Raw genomic sequence first — 16,249 nt, forward strand, 5'->3', positions numbered from 1 at the left:
CCAGGGAAGATGTCATGAAGAGCCGCACCACCCTCCTCGTCACCTGCAGCACGGTTTTTCTCGCGCAACTGGGCATGAGCATTTACCTGCCGGCGCTGCCGGAGATGGCTCGGCATCTGTCCGCCGACGCCTCGCAAGTATCCTGGGGCCTGGCGGTGTACTTGATCGGGATGGCGCTGCCGATGTTGTTCTGGGGCAGCCTCGGTCAGCGCATCGGTCGTAAACCGGTATTGCTCGCGGCGCTGGGCATTTATGGGTTGGGAAACCTCGCACTGCCGCTGGGCCAAACACTTGAATCGTTTCTGTTTTTTCGGCTGCTTCAAGGCATTGGTGCCAGCGGGATTTCAGTCATGGCACGGGTGTTGATCCGCGACAGTTTCCGCGGCGATCTGTTGGCCAAGGCGTTGTCATGGATTTCGATTTCATTCGTGGTGGCGCTGGGAATCGGCCAGTACCTGGGGTCGGTGATTCAGGTGGCGCTGGGCTGGCCGGCGATTTTCTATCTGCTGGGTGGCGTGAGCCTGCTGATGGCGGCGGTCGTGGCGCGGGTCCCGTTTGCGGTTTTGACCGAGGGTAATGTGCAGTCGTCTGCTTGGCCGAGTTACAGGCGCATTCTGCGCGATCGTGCCTTCTTGCTGCCGGCCCTCACCGGCGGCCTCGGTTATGGGGTGATCGTCGCCTTCAACACTGCCGCGCCGTTGATTCTGCAAGGACCGTTCAACTGGTCGGCGGTGGAATACGGGCTGTTGGGCTGGCCGATCAGCGCGGCGTATTTTTTGGGGGCGTTGGGGGTCAATGCCTTGGTACTGCGCACTGGTCAGCGTCGACTGATGGAAGCCGGCGTGGGGCTGGTGCTGACCGGGAGTGCGGTGATGTTATTGGGCAGCATCGCCGGCACCTCCATTGCCCTGCTGTTCTGGTTGCCCTATTGCGTGGCGGTGTTCGGGCAGTCGCTGACCTACCCGATCAGCCTGTCGCTGGCCAACGACGGCTCACCGGTCGGCGGCGCTTATGCGATGGCGTTGAGCGGTTTCATTCATCAACTGATGGCCGCGTCCATTGGCGCGATTGCCAGCCTGATCGCCAGTGTACAGGCCTGGCCGTTGTCGTTGCTCTGCACCTTGCTGGCGTTGGGCGCGATGCTGTGTGTCATGCTCGCGCCCGGTCGCAAAACGGCCTAAAAGGCGCTACGGAAAATCTCCTCGATCTGGCTCTGATCCGCCGCCCGGGGATTGGTAAAACCGCAGGCGTCTTTCAGCGCATTGGTGGCAAGCATGGGGACGTCGTTGAGGTTGACGCCTAGCTCACGCAACCCGGCAGGGATTTCCACATCACTGGACAGTCGACGGATCGCTGCAATAGCCGATTGAGCACCCTCTTCAGGGCTCAAACCACGAATGTCGGCGCCCATCGCATGAGCCACCTCGGTCAGGCGTGGGGCGCAAACCTGAGCGTTGAAGCCCTGAACGTAGGGCAGCAGTACCGCGTTGCAGACTCCATGAGGCAAGTCATAGAACCCGCCCAGTTGGTGAGCCATGGCGTGGACATAACCCAGAGACGCGTTATTGAACGCCATGCCAGCGAGGAACTGCGCATAGGCCATGTTTTCCCGCGCAGCCATGTCACCGCCGTTGCGTACCGCCAGTCGCAGGTTGTTGCTGATCAACGTGATCGCCTTCAGGGCGCAGGCATCGGTGATCGGGTTGGCTGCGGTGGAGACGTACGCTTCGATGGCGTGGGTCAATGCATCCATACCGGTGGCTGCCGTCAGCCCCTGGGGCATGGCGACCATCAGCGCCGGGTCGTTGACCGACAGCAGCGGCGTGACGTTGCGGTCGACAATGGCCATTTTCACGTGGCGCGATTCGTCGGTGATGATGCAAAAACGTGTCATCTCGCTGGCGGTGCCGGCGGTGGTATTGATTGCGATCAGCGGCAGCTGTGGTTTGCTCGATTGATCGACACCTTCATAGTCGCGAATCTGCCCGCCGTTGGTCGCACATAACGCGATGCCCTTGGCGCAGTCGTGGGGCGAACCACCACCGACAGACACCACAAAATCACAGCGGTTTTCCTTCAACAAGCCCAGCCCGAGCTCGACGTTGGCCATGTTCGGGTTTGGTTTGGCGCCGTCGAAGATCACCGAGTCGATGTCCTGCATCGCCAGTTTTTCCGCAAGCATTTTCGCTACGCCGGCCTTGGCCAGCCCAACGTCGGTGACAATCAGCGCTTTACGAAAGCCGTACTTGCCAATGGCGTCCATGGCTTCGTCGAGGCAACCAGTGCCCATGATGTTCACGGAGGGAATGAAAAACGTGCTGCTCATGAGCGATTCTCCTGGCTGGGCCGAATCGGCGACGCCGATCCAGCGGTACGCCCACAGCTTCGACCCTTCGCTCACGCAGTAACTTGATCTGGCTCAAGTCATGGTCGTGATAAAGTCGCCGCCCATCAGACCTTTTGCTTTGAGACATTGACCGCAATGACCGATTTCCAGGATGTTGATGCCCAACTTGAAGACTGGAACGCCTTGCGCGCCACCGCCTCGTTCAGCGGTTTGCTGGTGGGCAACGGCGCCAGCCGCGCCGTGTGGGACGATTTTGGTTACGACTCGCTGTTCGAGAATGCACGCACCGTCGAAGAAAAACCGCTGAGCCAATCGGAGCTGAGCGTGTTCGAGGCGATGCAGACACGCAGTTTCGAGCAAGTGCTGAGCTCGCTGAAAACCACCAGCCGCGTGAATAAGGCGTTGGCTGTCAGCTCCGCCGCACCGCGCAATCGCTACTACGCGATCAAGGAAGCGCTGATCAACACCGTGCATGCGGTCCACATTCCGTGGCGACTGGTGGTGCCTTCGACCCTGGCGGCTATCAACCGGGAACTGGCCAGCTACCGGACGGTGTTCACCACCAACTATGACCTGCTCAACTACTGGGCCATCCAGCATCAACCGGGCGCGATCACCGACCTGTTCCAGGGCACCGAGCCGGGCTTTGACCTGAGCGCCACGGCGACCGATAAAACCCGTTTGCTGTACCTGCACGGCGGCCTGCATCTGGTGCGCAACCAGGACGGCACGGCGCGCAAACTGATGTCGACCGAGGGCACGCTGCTCGGCAGTTTTGCGATCAACAATACGATCAAGACCCTTGATGACGTGCCGCTGTTCGTCAACGAAGGGCCGGCGCAGGACAAGCTCAAGACCATTCGCAGCTCGGACTATTTGTCGTTTTGTTATGAGCAGTTATTGGGGCACGCAGAGGGGTTGTGCCTCTTCGGTCATGCCCTGGGCGAGCAGGACAGCCACATTGTTCATGCGTTGCGCCAGGCGCAGCCGAAGGTGGTGGCGATCTCGATCTACCCGCGCAGCAAGGCGTTTATTGAGCATCAGAAGCGCCATTACGCGAAGGTGTTTGAGGGGACTGGAAGTGAGCTGCGGTTCTTTGATTCTAAAACCCATGCCCTGGGCAGTCCGAAGCTGACGGTTCCGGTTGAGGTTTAGCGTTGACGGGCTCGACGCCTTTGTCGCAACACCGCCCGGAACAAGCCCGCTCCCACAGAGGATGTGAACATCTCAGATCCAGTGTGGGAGCAGGTTGTTGTTTAGAGCACCGGTAACGTCTTGTCCTTGATCACCGTGGTCGGACCGTTGGCCTTCACGCTGGCGATGCCTTTTTCCTGCGCGGCCTCGGAGGAATAGGCTTCGCTGCTGCCGATGATTTCGTGGTTGGCCGCCTTGAGGTTGAAGTAAGGATGGCCATCCTTGGTGGTCTTTTTCTCGTAGCGCTCATCCAGCGGGCTGTTTTTCTGCACCGAGGCAATGCCGTTTTCGGCAGCGCCACGGGTCGTGTAATGCTCGCTGCTCAGAATGGTTTCGGCATTGGCCGCTTTCAATACAAAGCGAAACTGGCCGCTGCTGGTTTTGCTCAATTCGTACCATCCAGACATGCTCTTTCTCCTTGGCAATTGAGAGGTTTGGCGCTTCAGAGTAAAGACCCGCCTGCAGATTCTGTCGCCTGTACCGGCCCCTTCGCGAGCAAGCCCGCTCCCACATTTGAACGCGATCTCCCTGTGGGAGCGGGCTTGCTCGCGAATGAGTCAACACGGTTAGCGCTACTTCGTCACCGCCCGGACCACTGACAACTCCGGCAAAGCCACCCGCCGCTGACTCAGATACCGCATGCAACTCACCCGCAAGAACGACGCAAAGTTCACCACTTCCCCCCGGTAATCCATCACCTCTTCGTACAGCTTGGCGATCAGTTGGTTGGTGCTCATGCCGTCGACCTCGGCGATTTCACTGAGGATGTCCCAGAACTGATTCTCCAGCCGCAGGGTCGTCACCACCCCGCAGATGCGCAGCGAGCGAGAGCGCGACTCGTAGAGGATCGGATCGGCCTTGACGTAGAGCTCGCACATGGACAATTCCCTCGCTACAGCGTGATTTTGGTGCCCAGCAAACCCAGGAAACCCGCGAGCCAGCTCGGGTGTGCCGGCCAGGCCGGGGCTGTGGCCAGATTGCCTTGAACGTGGCCCTGTGTCACCGGGATGTCGATGTACGTACCGCCGGCCAGACGCACTTCCGGAGCACAGGCCGGGTAGGCGCTGCATTCGCGACCTTCGAGTACGCCAGCTGCGGCCAGCAATTGCGCGCCGTGACAAACGGCGGCAATCGGCTTGCCGGCCTTGTCGAACGCTCGCACCAGGCCCAGGACGTTTTCGTTCAAGCGCAGGTACTCCGGCGCACGACCACCCGGTATCAGCAGCGCGTCGTAGTCCGCTTCAGCGACCTTGGCGAAATCGAAGTTCAGGGCAAACAGGTGGCCGGGCTTTTCGCTGTACGTCTGGTCGCCTTCGAAATCGTGGATGGCCGTGCGCACAGTCTGGCCGGCGGTTTTGTCCGGACAGACGGCGTGAACGGTATGACCGACCATCAGCAGTGCCTGGAATGGCACCATTACTTCGTAGTCTTCGACGTAGTCACCGACCAGCATCAGGATTTTTTTAGCCGCCATGGGGAGAACTCCTCTGGGAAATGCTTGGGAGTATTCAAGGTAGTCCCTATCCGGCAGGTCGGGTAATAACCAGCTACTACCTGACGGATCGCGTCATCGTTCATCGCGGGCAAGCCATGCTCCCACAGTTGACCGAGTCTCCCTTTGGAATGCGGTCAACTGTGGGAGCATGGCTTGCCCGCGATAGCGTCCTCAAACTGTACGGATAACTCTGCGCCTAGCTGTAACAGCGCAGCTGGCGCGGTTTGTGGCTAGATGAAGACTCTTCCCGCCACCCTCGATTCTGGTTGCCATCATGTCCTCGCGCGAAAACACCGGCATGGCCCTCGGCCTGCTCGGCGTTGTGATCTTCAGCCTAACCCTGCCCTTCACACGCATCGTCGTGCAGGAACTGCATCCGCTGCTCAACGGCCTGGGCCGGGCGCTGTTTGCGGCGGTGCCGGCGGCGTTGTTGTTGCTGTGGCGGCGGGAGAAATGGCCAACCTGGAAGCAGGTCAAAGGCCTGACGCTGGTGATCGCCGGGGTCATTCTCGGTTTTCCGGTGTTGTCGGCGTGGGCCATGCAAACCTTACCGGCGTCCCACGGGGCATTGGTCAACGGCCTGCAACCGCTGTGCGTGGCGCTGTACGCCGCGTGGTTGTCCCACGAACGACCGTCGAAAGCCTTCTGGGCCTGCGCCGCACTGGGCAGTGCGTTGGTGCTGGGTTATGCGTTGATCAGCGGCGCCGGCAGCATTCAGGCCGGTGATTTGCTGATGCTCGGGGCGATTGCAGTGGGTGGTTTGGGCTACGCCGAGGGCGGTCGGCTGGCCAAGGAAATGGGCGGCTGGCAGGTGATCTGCTGGGCGCTGGTGCTCTCGACGCCGCTGCTGATCGGGCCAGTGGTGTACCTGGCGTTGCAGCATCAGGGCGAGATTTCGGCCAAGACCTGGTGGGCGTTTGGTTACGTCTCGCTGTTCTCGCAGTTCATCGGTTTCTTTGCCTGGTATGCCGGGCTGGCGATGGGCGGTATTGCCCGGGTCAGTCAGATCCAGCTGCTGCAGATCTTCTTCACCATCGCCTTCTCGGCACTGTTCTTCGGCGAGCACATCGAGCCGATCACCTGGCTGTTTGCCGCAGGGGTGATCGTGACGGTGATGTTGGGGCGTAAGACAGCAGTCAAACCGGCGCGTGTGGCCACCGCGTAATCCCGTAGGAGCACAGCTTGCTGGCGATGGCGCCTTTGAAATCGCCATCGCCAGCAAGCTGTGCTCCTACAGGAGTGTCGTGTTTAGAGGAAGCCGTCAGACCGCAGCAGGGTCTCCAGGCAATGCTCGCTGATGTGGTAGAAATCCTTCAGCGCTTCAATCTTCACCAACAGCTGAGTCGGGTCCACCGGCTCGGCGCGTTTGACCGCCAGAATCATCTTGTTCTTGTTGGTGTGGTCCAGCGAGATGAACTCGAACACCTTGGTTTCGTAGCCGCAGGCTTCAAGGTACAGCGCACGCAGGCTGTCAGTGACCATTTCCGCCTGCTGACCCAAATGCAGGCCGTATTGCAGCATCGGCTTGAGTAATGCCGGGCTCTGGATTTGCAGGCGAATCTGTTTATGGCAGCACGGCGAGCACATGATGATCGACGCGCCGGAACGGATGCCAGTGTGAATCGCGTAGTCCGTGGCAATGTCGCAGGCATGCAGCGCGATCATCACATCCAGCTCGCTCGGCGCCACGCTGCGCACGTCCCCGCACTTGAACGCCAACCCTGGATGCTCAAGCTTCGCAGCCGCGGCGTTGCACAGGTTGACCATTTCTTCGCGCAACTCGACGCCCGTCACCATACCTTCGGCGTTCAAGGTGTTGCGCAGGTAGTCATGGATGGCGAACGTCAGGTAACCCTTGCCCGAACCGAAATCCGCCACTTGCACCGGTTTGTCCAGCGCCAGCGGCGAGGTGGTCAGTGCATGGCTGAAGACTTCGATGAACTTGTTGATCTGCTTCCACTTGCGCGACATCGCCGGGATCAGCTCGTGCTTGCTGTTGGTCACGCCAAGGTCGGCGAGGAACGGACGGCTGAGGTCGAGGAAGCGGTTTTTCTCGCGGTTGTGCTCGGCGGACGGCACTTCACGCAATTGCTGAGGTTTGCTCTTGAACAGCGAAGACTTGCCCTTTTTGCTGTATTCGAGCTGGGCTTCGTCCGTCAACGACAACAAATGCGCATTTTTGAACGAGGCCGGCAGCAAAGCGGCAATGGTCGCGACGCCTTCGGCCAGCGCCAGGTTTTTGGTGATATCGCGGGTTTTATAGCGGTAGACGAAGGACAGGCAAGGCTGATCCTTGACCGTGGTTTGCTTGATGATCAGCCGCTGCAAGTCCGCTTCGGTGCCGACGTACTTGGCCAATACCAGTTTGATGAATGCGTTGGCGTCGAGGCTGGTTTGCAGCAGGTCGATGAACTGGGCGTGGTGATCCGGCGCGAGGCTGGCGGGAGTGGCGGTGACGGACATGTAAAAACGGCCTCGGACGGGGCGAATCGGGGAATGGCGGGTATTTTAGGGGGGATGTGGATGCAGGGCACGGGTAATTTCCCGAACGGTGCGATCTGTAGCAGCTGGCGAAGCCTGCGTCGGCCGGTCCGCGCTCTGGCACAGCAGTCGTAAACCGGTTAGCACGGTCTTCCTGATGCACCGCGTGTGCTGGTTTTACGACTGCTGCGCCAGAGCGCGGACCGGCCGACGCAGGCTGCGCCAGCTGCTACAGGGAAGTGAGTTGCGGCCTGCATTTAGCCCAACACCACCAACCGGTTCGGCAGTTCATTTCGCACTTGCGTCACTGGCACATGCACTTTGAGCAACTCACCACAGGCCTCGATACAGGTCACAAACCCTTGCAACGTCTGGCCCTGTTTCACCTGCTGGGTGAACGCCGCCACAATCGAATCCCAGTTCTTGTTATCCAGCCGACTGGAAATCCCTTCGTCCACCAGGATTTCTACATAACGCTCGGCTTCGCAGACAAAAATCAGCATGCCGGTGCTGCCGACCGTGTGGTGCAGGTTTTGCTCCAGGAATTGCCGGCGTGCCAGGTTCGATGCACGCCAGTGCCGCACCGAGCGCGGGATCAGGTAGGTGGTGACTTTTGGAATGCGGAATACCAGGCACAGCGCAATGAAGAGGATCCATTGCACCAGCAGCAAACTGTGCAGGGTCAACCAGCCGGTCAGGTAATGCACGATTCCCGGCACCATCAGCGCCAGCAGGCTGGCCCACAGCAGCGGGATGTACGCGTAGTCATCGGCGCGGGCCGCGAGGACCGTCACCAGCTCGGCGTCGGTGTCACGCTCGACCCGGGCGATTGCCTCGGCCACCTTGCGTTGTTCGTGTTCAGTCAGTAATGCCATGTTTAAAAGTGCCTGATCATTATTGTTATCACCAGCCGCCCGACGAACCGCCGCCCCCGAAACTGCCCCCGCCGCCGCTGAAGCCCCCGCCTCCACCGCCGCCACCAAAACCGCCACCGCCAAAGCCACCGCTGGAACCGCCCGAGCCTCCTCGCCCGACCGGCAGAATCCCGAGCATCTGCAAGACGAAAATCGTCAGGATGAACAGCATTACCAGAAACACGAAGACACCGGGATGGCGCGCAACGAAGTCACTGTCCTCGTCACCTCGCGGCTCGTAAACCGTGGACGGTTCATCCAGCGAGCTACCGCCCAGCACCACCAGCATCGCCGCGACCCCGTCGCTGATACCTTTGCTGAAGTTGCCGGTCTTGAATGCCGGGGTGATCACCTGGTTGATGATCACCGAACTTTGCGCGTCGGTCAGGCGGTCTTCGAGGCCGTAGCCGACTTCGATGCGCAATTTACGCTCATCGCGCGCGACGATCAGCAGCGCGCCGTTATTTTTATCTTTCTGGCCGATGCCCCAGTAACGCCCCAGTTGATAGCCGAAGTCCGCAATGTCGGTGCCCTGCAAGTCCGGGAGCGTGACCACCACCAGTTGCTCGCCGGTGGCCGATTCATGGGCCTGAAGTTGCTGCGTCAGCTGCTCGCGCACCGACGGTTCGATCATCTGGGCGTTATCGACCACACGCCCGGTCAGCGATGGAAATTTCAGTTCAGCCTGGGCCGCCAGGGCAAACACCCAAAACAACAACATCAGGCCCACTTTCAACACGCGCATTGGCAACCTCATCCGTGGTGATGCGTTGAGTCGCTCAGCACTTCAACCGATCAAAATTTCACTTGGGGCGCTTTGTCGGCATCCGGCGTGGTCGCCTCGAAGGTTTCGCGGATCGGCAAATCGCTGTACATCACGCTGTGCCACAGGCGCCCTGGAAAGGTGCGGATTTCTGTGTTGTATTTCTGCAACGCGAGGATGAAATCACGACGCGCCACAGCGATACGGTTCTCGGTGCCTTCCAGTTGCGACTGCAAGGCCAGGAAGTTCTGGTTGGCCTTGAGGTCCGGATAACGCTCAGACACCACCATCAAACGGCTCAAGGCACCGGTCAGTTGATCCTGGGCCTGCTGGAACTGTTTGAGTTTTTCCGGATTGTCGAGGGTCTTGGCATCCACTTGAATGGACGTTGCCTTGGCCCGTGCTTCAATCACCGCGGTCAGGGTTTCCTCTTCATGCTTGGCGTAGCCTTTGACGGTTTCCACCAGGTTTGGAATCAGGTCGGCGCGACGCTGGTACTGGTTCTGAACCTGGCCCCACGCGGCTTTGGCCTGTTCGTCGAGGGTCGGAATCGTATTGATGCCGCAGCCCGTCAACACGCTGGCCAGCAACAACAAGGCGGCCACCTGCAGGCTCGACCGATAGTGGTGTCGTACATTCATTTGGGTCACTCCCTGGCACATTCCGTTGAATAACAACCTGCACCCCTCTGACCGGGCACTTGGGGCATAATCTGCCGCCGCCACTGGATTGCATCGAGCCAATGGGCTAAAAGATGCCCCCAGCGCAAAACGCTGGGCAAGTGTGCATGCATTTACCTGAACAACAATAGTCGCTCCCTAACTTTTGGCTGACCGGCGCGTATTCACAGCCGTTTGGGCTTTTGAGAAAAAAATTCATGAAGAAGCTGTGTTTGCTGGGCCTGTTCGTCGGCCTGGCCAGTCATAACGTATTGGCCGCCACGACGCCCGCACCTCTAGAGAACAAGGACGCTTTCATCAACAATTTGATGAAGCAGATGACCCTCGATGAAAAAATCGGCCAGTTGCGCCTGATCAGCATCGGCCCGGAAATGCCCCGCGAACTGATCCGCAAGGAAATCGCGGCCGGCAACATCGGCGGCACGTTCAACTCGATCACTCGCCCGGAAAACCGTCCGATGCAGGACGCGGCCATGCGCAGCCGGTTGAAGATCCCGATGTTCTTCGCCTACGACGTGATCCACGGCCATCGCACCATTTTCCCGATTCCGCTGGCCCTGGCCTCGAGCTGGGACATGGACGCCATTAGCCTGTCCGGGCGCATCGCCGCCAAGGAAGCCTCATCGGACGGCGTCGACCTCACCTTCGCACCGATGGTCGACATCTCCCGCGACCCGCGTTGGGGCCGTACTTCCGAAGGCTTTGGCGAAGACACCTACCTGGTGTCGCGCATTGCCGGCGTCATGGTCAAGGCGTTCCAGGGCACCGGCGCAAATGCGGCCGACAGCATCATGGCCAGCGTCAAGCACTTTGCCTTGTACGGCGCCGTCGAAGGCGGCCGCGACTACAACGTCGTCGACATGAGCCCGATCAAGATGTACCAGGATTACCTGCCGCCTTACCGCGCCGCGATTGACGCGGGTGCTGGCGGGGTGATGGTTGCACTGAACTCGATCAACGGCGTGCCGGCCACCGCCAACACCTGGCTGATGAATGACCTGTTGCGCAAGGAGTGGGGCTTCAAAGGCCTGGCCGTCAGTGACCATGGGGCGATTTTCGAGCTGATCAAGCACGGCGTTGCCGCCGATGGCCGCCAAGCCGCGAAGCTGGCGATCAAGGCCGGTATCGACATGAGCATGAACGACACCCTCTATGGCAAAGAGCTGCCTGGGCTGTTGAAGGCCGGCGAAATTGAACAAAGCGACATCGACAACGCCGTGCGTGAAGTGCTGGCGGCCAAGTACGACATGGGCCTGTTCAAGGACCCGTACCTGCGCATCGGCAAGGCCGAGGATGATCCGGCCGACACCAATGCCGATAGCCGCCTGCACCGCGCCGAGGCCCGCGACGTCGCGCGCCGCAGTCTGGTGCTGTTGAAAAACCAGGGCGAAATCCTGCCGCTGAAAAAAACCGCGAAAATCGCTTTGGTGGGTCCGCTGGCCAAGGCACCGATCGACATGATGGGCAGCTGGGCCGCCAACGGTCGCCCTGCGCAATCGGTCACGCTGTTCGACGGCATGACCACAGCATTGGGTTCGCAATCGACGTTGATCTACGCCCGTGGCGCCAACATCACCAGCGACCCCAAAGTCCTCGGTTACCTCAACTTCCTCAACTTCGATGCCCCGGAAGTGGTAGACGATCCGCGTTCGGCGCAAGTGCTGATCGACGAAGCGGTGAAAGCCGCCAAGGATGCCGATGTGGTGGTCGCAGCGGTGGGCGAGTCCCGCGGCATGTCGCACGAATCATCGAGCCGCACCGATATCAACATCCCGCCCAACCAGCGCGAATTGATCAAAGCCTTGAAAGCCACCGGCAAACCGCTGGTGCTGGTGTTGATGAACGGCCGTCCGCTGTCGATTCTCGAAGAGAAGGAACAGGCTGACGCGATTCTGGAAACCTGGTTCAGCGGCACCGAAGGCGGCAACGCGATTGCCGACGTGCTGTTCGGCGACTACAACCCGTCGGGCAAACTGCCGATCACCATCCCGCGCTCGGTAGGCCAGATTCCGACCTACTACAACCACCTGAGCATTGGCCGACCATTCACACCGGGCAAACCGGGCAACTACACGTCGCAGTATTTCGATGACACCACCGGCCCGCTGTTCCCGTTCGGCTTCGGCTTGAGCTACACCGATTTCAGCCTGAGCGACATGGCCCTGTCGTCGACCACGCTGAACAAGACCGGCAAGCTCGACGCCAGCGTCACGGTGAAAAACACCGGCAAGCGTGACGGCGAAACCGTGGTGCAGTTGTACATTCAGGACGTGACCGGTTCGATGATCCGGCCGCTCAAGGAGTTGAAGAACTTCCAGAAAGTCATGCTCAAGGCCGGCGAACAGAAAGTCGTGCACTTCACCATCACCGAGGACGACCTGAAGTTCTACAACGCACAGCTCAAGTTCGCAGCCGAGCCGGGCAAGTTCAACGTGCAGATCGGCCTGAACTCCGAGGACGTGACGCAGCAGAGCTTTGAATTGCTGTAATCCTGTAGGAAACACATAACAACTGTGGGAGCCGGGCTTGCTCGCGATGAGGCCATCACATTCAGCATCTTCGTTGAATGTTAAGCCGCAATCGCGAGCAAGCTCGGCTCCCACAGTGGTTTTTTGGGTGTGGCTGAGTAAGCACTAACCCCGGCCACCCAGCAAATTCACCACCACCCGATCCACCCATCCCCAGATCCGTTGCTTGATCCGCTTCCACAGTGGCCGGCGTTGCCATTCTTCGAGGCTGACTTCCAGGCTCTGCGCAAAGTCGCGCTCGAAACTCCCCGCCACAGCCCGCGTTAGCCCAGGGTCCAGCGCTTCAAGGTTGGCTTCAAGGTTGAAGCGCAGATTCCAGTGATCGAAATTGCACGAGCCGATGCTCACCCAGTCATCGATCAGGACCATTTTCAGGTGCAGGAAACACGGCTGGTATTCAAAAATCTTCACGCCGGCCTTGAGCAATCGCGGGTAGTAGCGGTGCCCTGCGTAGCGCACCGAGGGGTGATCGGTGCGCGGTCCGGTGAGCAGCAAGCGCACATCGACACCCCGGGCCGCGGCCCGGCGTAATGAACGGCGGACTTTCCAGGTCGGCAGGAAGTACGGGGTCGCCAGCCAGATCCGGCGCTGGCCGCTGTTCAATGCCCTGATCAGCGATTGCAGAATATCGCGATGCTGACGGGCGTCGGCATAGGCCACCCGGCCCATGCCCTCGCCCATCGACGGCACTCGCGGCAGACGCGGCAAGCCGAAATGCGAGGCCGGTTTCCAGGCACGCCGATGGCGGTTGGCGATCCATTGGCGATCGAACAGCAACTGCCAGTCGATGACCAAGGGCCCGGTGATTTCCACCATGACTTCATGCCATTCGCTGGTGTCTTCACCCGGCGTCCAGAACTCGTCGGTGACGCCCGTGCCACCGACCACGGCCAGGCTCTGATCCACCAGCAACAGCTTGCGGTGATCGCGGTAGAAGTTGCCGACCCAGCGCCGCCAGTTCAGGCGATTGTAGAAACGCAGTTCGACCCCGGCCGCCGTCAGACGCTGACGCAAAGTCAGCGTGAACGCCAGGCTGCCGTAATCATCGAACAGGCAGCGCACGCGAACACCACGCTCAGCCGCCTGGACCAGTGCCTGGACCATGGCTTCGGCGCAGGCACCGGCCTCGACCAGATACAGCTCCAACTCGACCTGTTCTTCGGCGCGGGCAATCGCGACCAACATGCGCGGGAAGAACTGCGGACCGTCGACCAGCAGTTCAAAGTGGTTGCCTTCACGCCAGGGGAAAATTGCACCGGCCATGTCAGCGCGCCGTGAAAATCAGTACCGCACCCACCGGTACCGACAGACTGATGGCCGACAAATCGGCGAGCTTGCGCAGCGCTTCCAGTCCGGGTACCAGATCAAAGTCTTCGGCATTGATCACCAGTGGCTCCAGTGTCACCACCTGAAAGCGCCGGTCATCGAGCCGCGTCGCCAGCAGTTCGGCGTTGTACTCGTGGGTTTTACCGTGAAGGTTGACGGTCAGCGGCAAGCGCAACTCCAGCTGCGCACCGGGCGCGAGATCGTTGATCGGGCGCAGATCGATCTGCGCGGTGATCAGTGCTTCGGGAAATTTCTCAATCTCGAACAGCTGCTTGCGCATGCGTTCATCGCGCAATGGAACGCCACTGTTCACCGATTCCAGCTCCACTTCCACTTCGGCCAGGCCATTGGGATCGACCTTGCCGTGCAACACCAGAAAGCGCTGCACCTCAGAGATGTTGGCGTTTTTGGTGCTGACGAACGACAGCCGCGAAGACTCGCCGTCCAGGTACCAATCGGCGTGGGCCGACAAGGAGGCACCGGCCAACAATAGGAACGCGAGGTGTTTGGAGAAGAAGCGGTTGAACATAAAGACTCATGGGGGCAGATAAACCTGCATGAACCTTAACCGTCCGTGAGCCTATTGCAAGCCTGTAGCAGCTGGCGAAGCCTGCGTCGGCCGGTCCGCGCTCGGGCGCAGCAGTCGTCAAACCCTGCCTACCGGGGGCAACCTGAAGTACCGCGGCGCCTGGTTTTACGACGGCTTCGCCGCCGAACGCAGCCTTCGGCAGCTGCTACAAAGGTTCGTGGGAGTCAGGGATTCAGGCGGCAGCCCTGGCGTTCGCCGACCCACGCGGCGCTGTGGGTGCGGCCCATGCCGCTGACCGTGATGCGTTTGCTGGCAGAGTCATCGACGAAGCGGCTGGTGGGCAGCCACTGCTTTACATAGCTGCGGCAATACTCGGTCTCGTTGTTCATTACATACCGGCACGAGCAATATTCCTTGGCGGTGTAGGCGCTGATGATGTCGGGGAATGCCCACAGCGCCACCCGCTCCTGCCAGCCCCAGCCGAGCAAGGCGATCAGCAGGATCACCAGCAACGTGCTCAACGGTCGGCGGCGAACAACACTTTGGCGGCTCATGGCTGCACCTGTTGGGCAAACGCCTTGAGCGTGAGTTTGAGCAAATCGTTGTGCCGATAGCTGCCGTCGCGATCATCGCCATAGCGCACGATCACCAGGTTTTCGCTGGGGATCACGTACATTGCCTGGCCCCAATGTCCCAGCGCGGCGAAAGTATCGGCGGGAGCATCAGGCCAGGGTTGTGGCGCGCCCGCCACCGCACGATTGAGCCACCACTGACCACCGGGCACGCTGTCATCCTGATGGGCTTGATAGTGGGCGAACGGTTCGCGATTGAAGGCGACCCAATCCCGGGGCAGTAATTGGCGCCCCTGCCAGCGCCCGTCGCGCGCCATCAACAAACCGACCCGCGCCAGATCGCGAGCCGTGAGGTAGACGTAAGACGAAGCTACGAAGGTGCCCGTGGCATCGGTTTCCCAAACGGCATTGCGAATACCTAGCGGCTCGAACAGTGCGGTCCATGGATAGTCCGGGTAACGGGCAGGGCCGACGATGTTTTTCAGCGCGGCGGAGAGCAGGTTGCTGTCACCACTGGAATAGCGAAAGGCCTGACCGGGTGTGGCGTATTCAGGGTGATCGGCGGTGAACGCAGCCATGTCCTGATGGCCACGGGTGTAGAGCATGGCCACCACCGAGGATTTCAACGGGGCGTATTCGTAGTCTTCCTGCCAGTCCAGTCCCGAGGCCCAGTGCAGCAGGTCAGCCATGGTCACGCCGGGGTGTTGTTTCATCGGCGGATAAAACGTCTGCACCGGGTCCTGGAGTTTGAACAGGCCTTCGCCATAGGCCACGCCCAGCACCGTGGCCATGAGGCTTTTGCTGATCGACCAGGTCAAGTGTGGCGTGTCGGCGCGGGCCGGGCCGGCGTAGCGTTCGTAGATCAATTGGCCGTCGCGGATCACCAGCAACGCATCGGTGCGAATGCCTTTTCGGGTGCTGTCGTCGCGGGGTGGAAAGGCGTAGGTTTCCAGGGCTTGAAGCGCCGGCCCGGTAACCGTCGGGCGGTTCGACCATTGCTCGCCGGGCCAGTTTTCGGCGTGGGCCGGGAGGCTGAGCAACAGCATGAAAGTCAGGGACAAGCCTTTGAACATGGCAGGGGCTCGGAGGGATTAACGTGCTGAGCCTAGCTGGACTTGATGACAGTTTTGGAATTTGTATTGGCCTTGAGGCCGCCATCGCGAGCAAGCCCGGCTCCTACATCTATGGTTACCCCCTTTTCTGCAATACTGTTTTTGATGTCGTGTTTGGCTTGCTTTCATCTATCCGGCGTCTGAGTGGGGCTGTCACCCCGCGCCTCGATGAGAATCGATGCCCAACGACCCTAATTAGTTGAACGGCCTTACAGCCGTGTAGGAGCTCAGGGTTGTCGTCAGGCCGGTTGGCCGTTCACGTCATCAGTTATCCAGCATCGCAAAACCAGGTGGGTGGTGCTCGGGTG

General features: G+C 60.1%; 16 protein-coding genes. 4 read left to right on the top strand and 12 right to left on the bottom strand.

Annotated elements, in window-relative coordinates:
• Positions 1-14 precede the first annotated feature (14 nt).
• Positions 15-1,181 carry an MFS transporter gene (locus BMS17_RS08125; protein WP_046029430.1) on the top strand — a complete coding sequence of 389 codons (1,167 nt, stop codon included), beginning with the start codon at positions 15-17 and terminating at the stop codon, positions 1,179-1,181.
• Here BMS17_RS08125 and yiaY read toward each other — a convergent pair.
• Positions 1,178-2,326: an L-threonine dehydrogenase gene (gene yiaY, locus BMS17_RS08130; RefSeq protein WP_077430755.1), complete on the bottom strand. Its 1,149-nt coding sequence runs from the start codon at positions 2,324-2,326 to the stop codon at positions 1,178-1,180. The genes BMS17_RS08125 and yiaY overlap by 4 nt on opposite strands.
• Positions 2,327-2,482: 156 nt before the next feature.
• On the opposite strand from yiaY, the gene BMS17_RS08135 reads away from it, so the two are divergent.
• Positions 2,483-3,502, top strand: a complete 1,020-nt coding sequence (locus BMS17_RS08135) for a DUF4917 family protein (protein ID WP_077430756.1) — start codon at positions 2,483-2,485, stop codon at positions 3,500-3,502.
• A 101-nt stretch (positions 3,503-3,603) separates the two neighbouring features.
• Here the strand turns inward: BMS17_RS08135 and BMS17_RS08140 are convergent, their stop codons facing one another.
• The 3 genes from BMS17_RS08140 to BMS17_RS08150 form a co-directional block, all read right to left on the bottom strand.
• The gene (locus BMS17_RS08140) at positions 3,604-3,948 is read right to left on the bottom strand and encodes a YegP family protein (RefSeq protein ID WP_046029425.1); all 345 of its coding nucleotides are present in this window, start codon (positions 3,946-3,948) and stop codon (positions 3,604-3,606) included.
• A 165-nt stretch (positions 3,949-4,113) separates the two neighbouring features.
• Complete coding sequence (locus tag BMS17_RS08145; protein ID WP_046029423.1) at positions 4,114-4,419, bottom strand: ribbon-helix-helix domain-containing protein; 306 nt, start codon at positions 4,417-4,419, stop codon at positions 4,114-4,116.
• Between the two features lie 14 nt (positions 4,420-4,433).
• Positions 4,434-5,015, bottom strand: a complete 582-nt coding sequence (locus BMS17_RS08150; RefSeq protein ID WP_046029422.1) for a DJ-1/PfpI family protein — start codon at positions 5,013-5,015, stop codon at positions 4,434-4,436.
• A gap of 295 nt (positions 5,016-5,310) precedes the next feature.
• Between BMS17_RS08150 and BMS17_RS08155 the strand changes: the two genes are divergently transcribed.
• Positions 5,311-6,201: a DMT family transporter gene (locus tag BMS17_RS08155; protein WP_046029420.1), complete on the top strand. Its 891-nt coding sequence runs from the start codon at positions 5,311-5,313 to the stop codon at positions 6,199-6,201.
• Between the two features lie 83 nt (positions 6,202-6,284).
• On the opposite strand, the gene BMS17_RS08160 is transcribed toward BMS17_RS08155, so the two are convergent.
• The 4 genes from BMS17_RS08160 to BMS17_RS08175 all read right to left on the bottom strand — a co-directional run bounded on the left by BMS17_RS08160 (position 6,285) and on the right by BMS17_RS08175 (position 9,835).
• Positions 6,285-7,499: an SAM-dependent methyltransferase gene (locus tag BMS17_RS08160; RefSeq protein WP_046029419.1), complete on the bottom strand. Its 1,215-nt coding sequence runs from the start codon at positions 7,497-7,499 to the stop codon at positions 6,285-6,287.
• A 275-nt stretch (positions 7,500-7,774) separates the two neighbouring features.
• Positions 7,775-8,392 (bottom strand): TPM domain-containing protein, encoded by a 618-nt coding sequence (locus BMS17_RS08165; protein ID WP_046029417.1) that lies wholly within the window; start codon positions 8,390-8,392, stop codon positions 7,775-7,777.
• Between the two features lie 28 nt (positions 8,393-8,420).
• Positions 8,421-9,176 (bottom strand): YgcG family protein, encoded by a 756-nt coding sequence (locus BMS17_RS08170; protein WP_046029415.1) that lies wholly within the window; start codon positions 9,174-9,176, stop codon positions 8,421-8,423.
• Between the two features lie 50 nt (positions 9,177-9,226).
• Positions 9,227-9,835: a LemA family protein gene (locus BMS17_RS08175; protein ID WP_077430757.1), complete on the bottom strand. Its 609-nt coding sequence runs from the start codon at positions 9,833-9,835 to the stop codon at positions 9,227-9,229.
• Positions 9,836-10,071: 236 nt separating this feature from the next.
• Between BMS17_RS08175 and bglX the strand changes: the two genes are divergently transcribed.
• On the top strand, positions 10,072-12,363 hold the full coding sequence (gene bglX / locus BMS17_RS08180; RefSeq protein WP_046029410.1) for a beta-glucosidase BglX: 2,292 nt from the start codon (positions 10,072-10,074) through the stop codon (positions 12,361-12,363).
• 144 nt (positions 12,364-12,507) lie between these two features.
• Here the strand turns inward: bglX and BMS17_RS08185 are convergent, their stop codons facing one another.
• From BMS17_RS08185 to BMS17_RS08200, 4 genes are all read right to left on the bottom strand, one after another.
• Positions 12,508-13,665, bottom strand: coding sequence for a phosphatidylserine/phosphatidylglycerophosphate/cardiolipin synthase family protein (locus BMS17_RS08185; RefSeq protein ID WP_046029409.1), 1,158 nt, complete (start codon positions 13,663-13,665; stop codon positions 12,508-12,510).
• Position 13,666: 1 nt separating this feature from the next.
• Positions 13,667-14,257, bottom strand: a complete 591-nt coding sequence (locus BMS17_RS08190; protein ID WP_077430758.1) for a YceI family protein — start codon at positions 14,255-14,257, stop codon at positions 13,667-13,669.
• A 224-nt stretch (positions 14,258-14,481) separates the two neighbouring features.
• Positions 14,482-14,811 carry an amidase gene (locus BMS17_RS08195; RefSeq protein ID WP_077430759.1) on the bottom strand — a complete coding sequence of 110 codons (330 nt, stop codon included), beginning with the start codon at positions 14,809-14,811 and terminating at the stop codon, positions 14,482-14,484.
• Positions 14,808-15,902, bottom strand: coding sequence for a serine hydrolase (locus BMS17_RS08200; RefSeq protein WP_077430760.1), 1,095 nt, complete (start codon positions 15,900-15,902; stop codon positions 14,808-14,810). The genes BMS17_RS08195 and BMS17_RS08200 overlap by 4 nt, the downstream gene beginning before the upstream one ends.
• Between the last annotated feature and the right edge of the window lie 347 nt (positions 15,903-16,249).

Source organism: Pseudomonas sp. C9, assembly GCF_002000165.1.
GTDB lineage: Bacteria > Pseudomonadota > Gammaproteobacteria > Pseudomonadales > Pseudomonadaceae > Aquipseudomonas.

Bases quoted from the DNA above. Each gene is read 5' to 3' on its own strand.
- BMS17_RS08125 (WP_046029430.1), top strand. From the start codon at position 15: ATGAAGAGCCGCACCACCCTCCTCGTCACCTGCAGCACGGTTTTTCTC.
- yiaY (WP_077430755.1), bottom strand. From the start codon at position 2,326: ATGAGCAGCACGTTTTTCATTCCCTCCGTGAACATCATGGGCACTGGT.
- BMS17_RS08135 (WP_077430756.1), top strand. From the start codon at position 2,483: ATGACCGATTTCCAGGATGTTGATGCCCAACTTGAAGACTGGAACGCC.
- BMS17_RS08140 (WP_046029425.1), bottom strand. From the start codon at position 3,948: ATGTCTGGATGGTACGAATTGAGCAAAACCAGCAGCGGCCAGTTTCGC.
- BMS17_RS08145 (WP_046029423.1), bottom strand. From the start codon at position 4,419: ATGTGCGAGCTCTACGTCAAGGCCGATCCGATCCTCTACGAGTCGCGC.
- BMS17_RS08150 (WP_046029422.1), bottom strand. From the start codon at position 5,015: ATGGCGGCTAAAAAAATCCTGATGCTGGTCGGTGACTACGTCGAAGAC.
- BMS17_RS08155 (WP_046029420.1), top strand. From the start codon at position 5,311: ATGTCCTCGCGCGAAAACACCGGCATGGCCCTCGGCCTGCTCGGCGTT.
- BMS17_RS08160 (WP_046029419.1), bottom strand. From the start codon at position 7,499: ATGTCCGTCACCGCCACTCCCGCCAGCCTCGCGCCGGATCACCACGCC.
- BMS17_RS08165 (WP_046029417.1), bottom strand. From the start codon at position 8,392: ATGGCATTACTGACTGAACACGAACAACGCAAGGTGGCCGAGGCAATC.
- BMS17_RS08170 (WP_046029415.1), bottom strand. From the start codon at position 9,176: ATGCGCGTGTTGAAAGTGGGCCTGATGTTGTTGTTTTGGGTGTTTGCC.
- BMS17_RS08175 (WP_077430757.1), bottom strand. From the start codon at position 9,835: ATGAATGTACGACACCACTATCGGTCGAGCCTGCAGGTGGCCGCCTTG.
- bglX (WP_046029410.1), top strand. From the start codon at position 10,072: ATGAAGAAGCTGTGTTTGCTGGGCCTGTTCGTCGGCCTGGCCAGTCAT.
- BMS17_RS08185 (WP_046029409.1), bottom strand. From the start codon at position 13,665: ATGGCCGGTGCAATTTTCCCCTGGCGTGAAGGCAACCACTTTGAACTG.
- BMS17_RS08190 (WP_077430758.1), bottom strand. From the start codon at position 14,257: ATGTTCAACCGCTTCTTCTCCAAACACCTCGCGTTCCTATTGTTGGCC.
- BMS17_RS08195 (WP_077430759.1), bottom strand. From the start codon at position 14,811: ATGAGCCGCCAAAGTGTTGTTCGCCGCCGACCGTTGAGCACGTTGCTG.
- BMS17_RS08200 (WP_077430760.1), bottom strand. From the start codon at position 15,902: ATGTTCAAAGGCTTGTCCCTGACTTTCATGCTGTTGCTCAGCCTCCCG.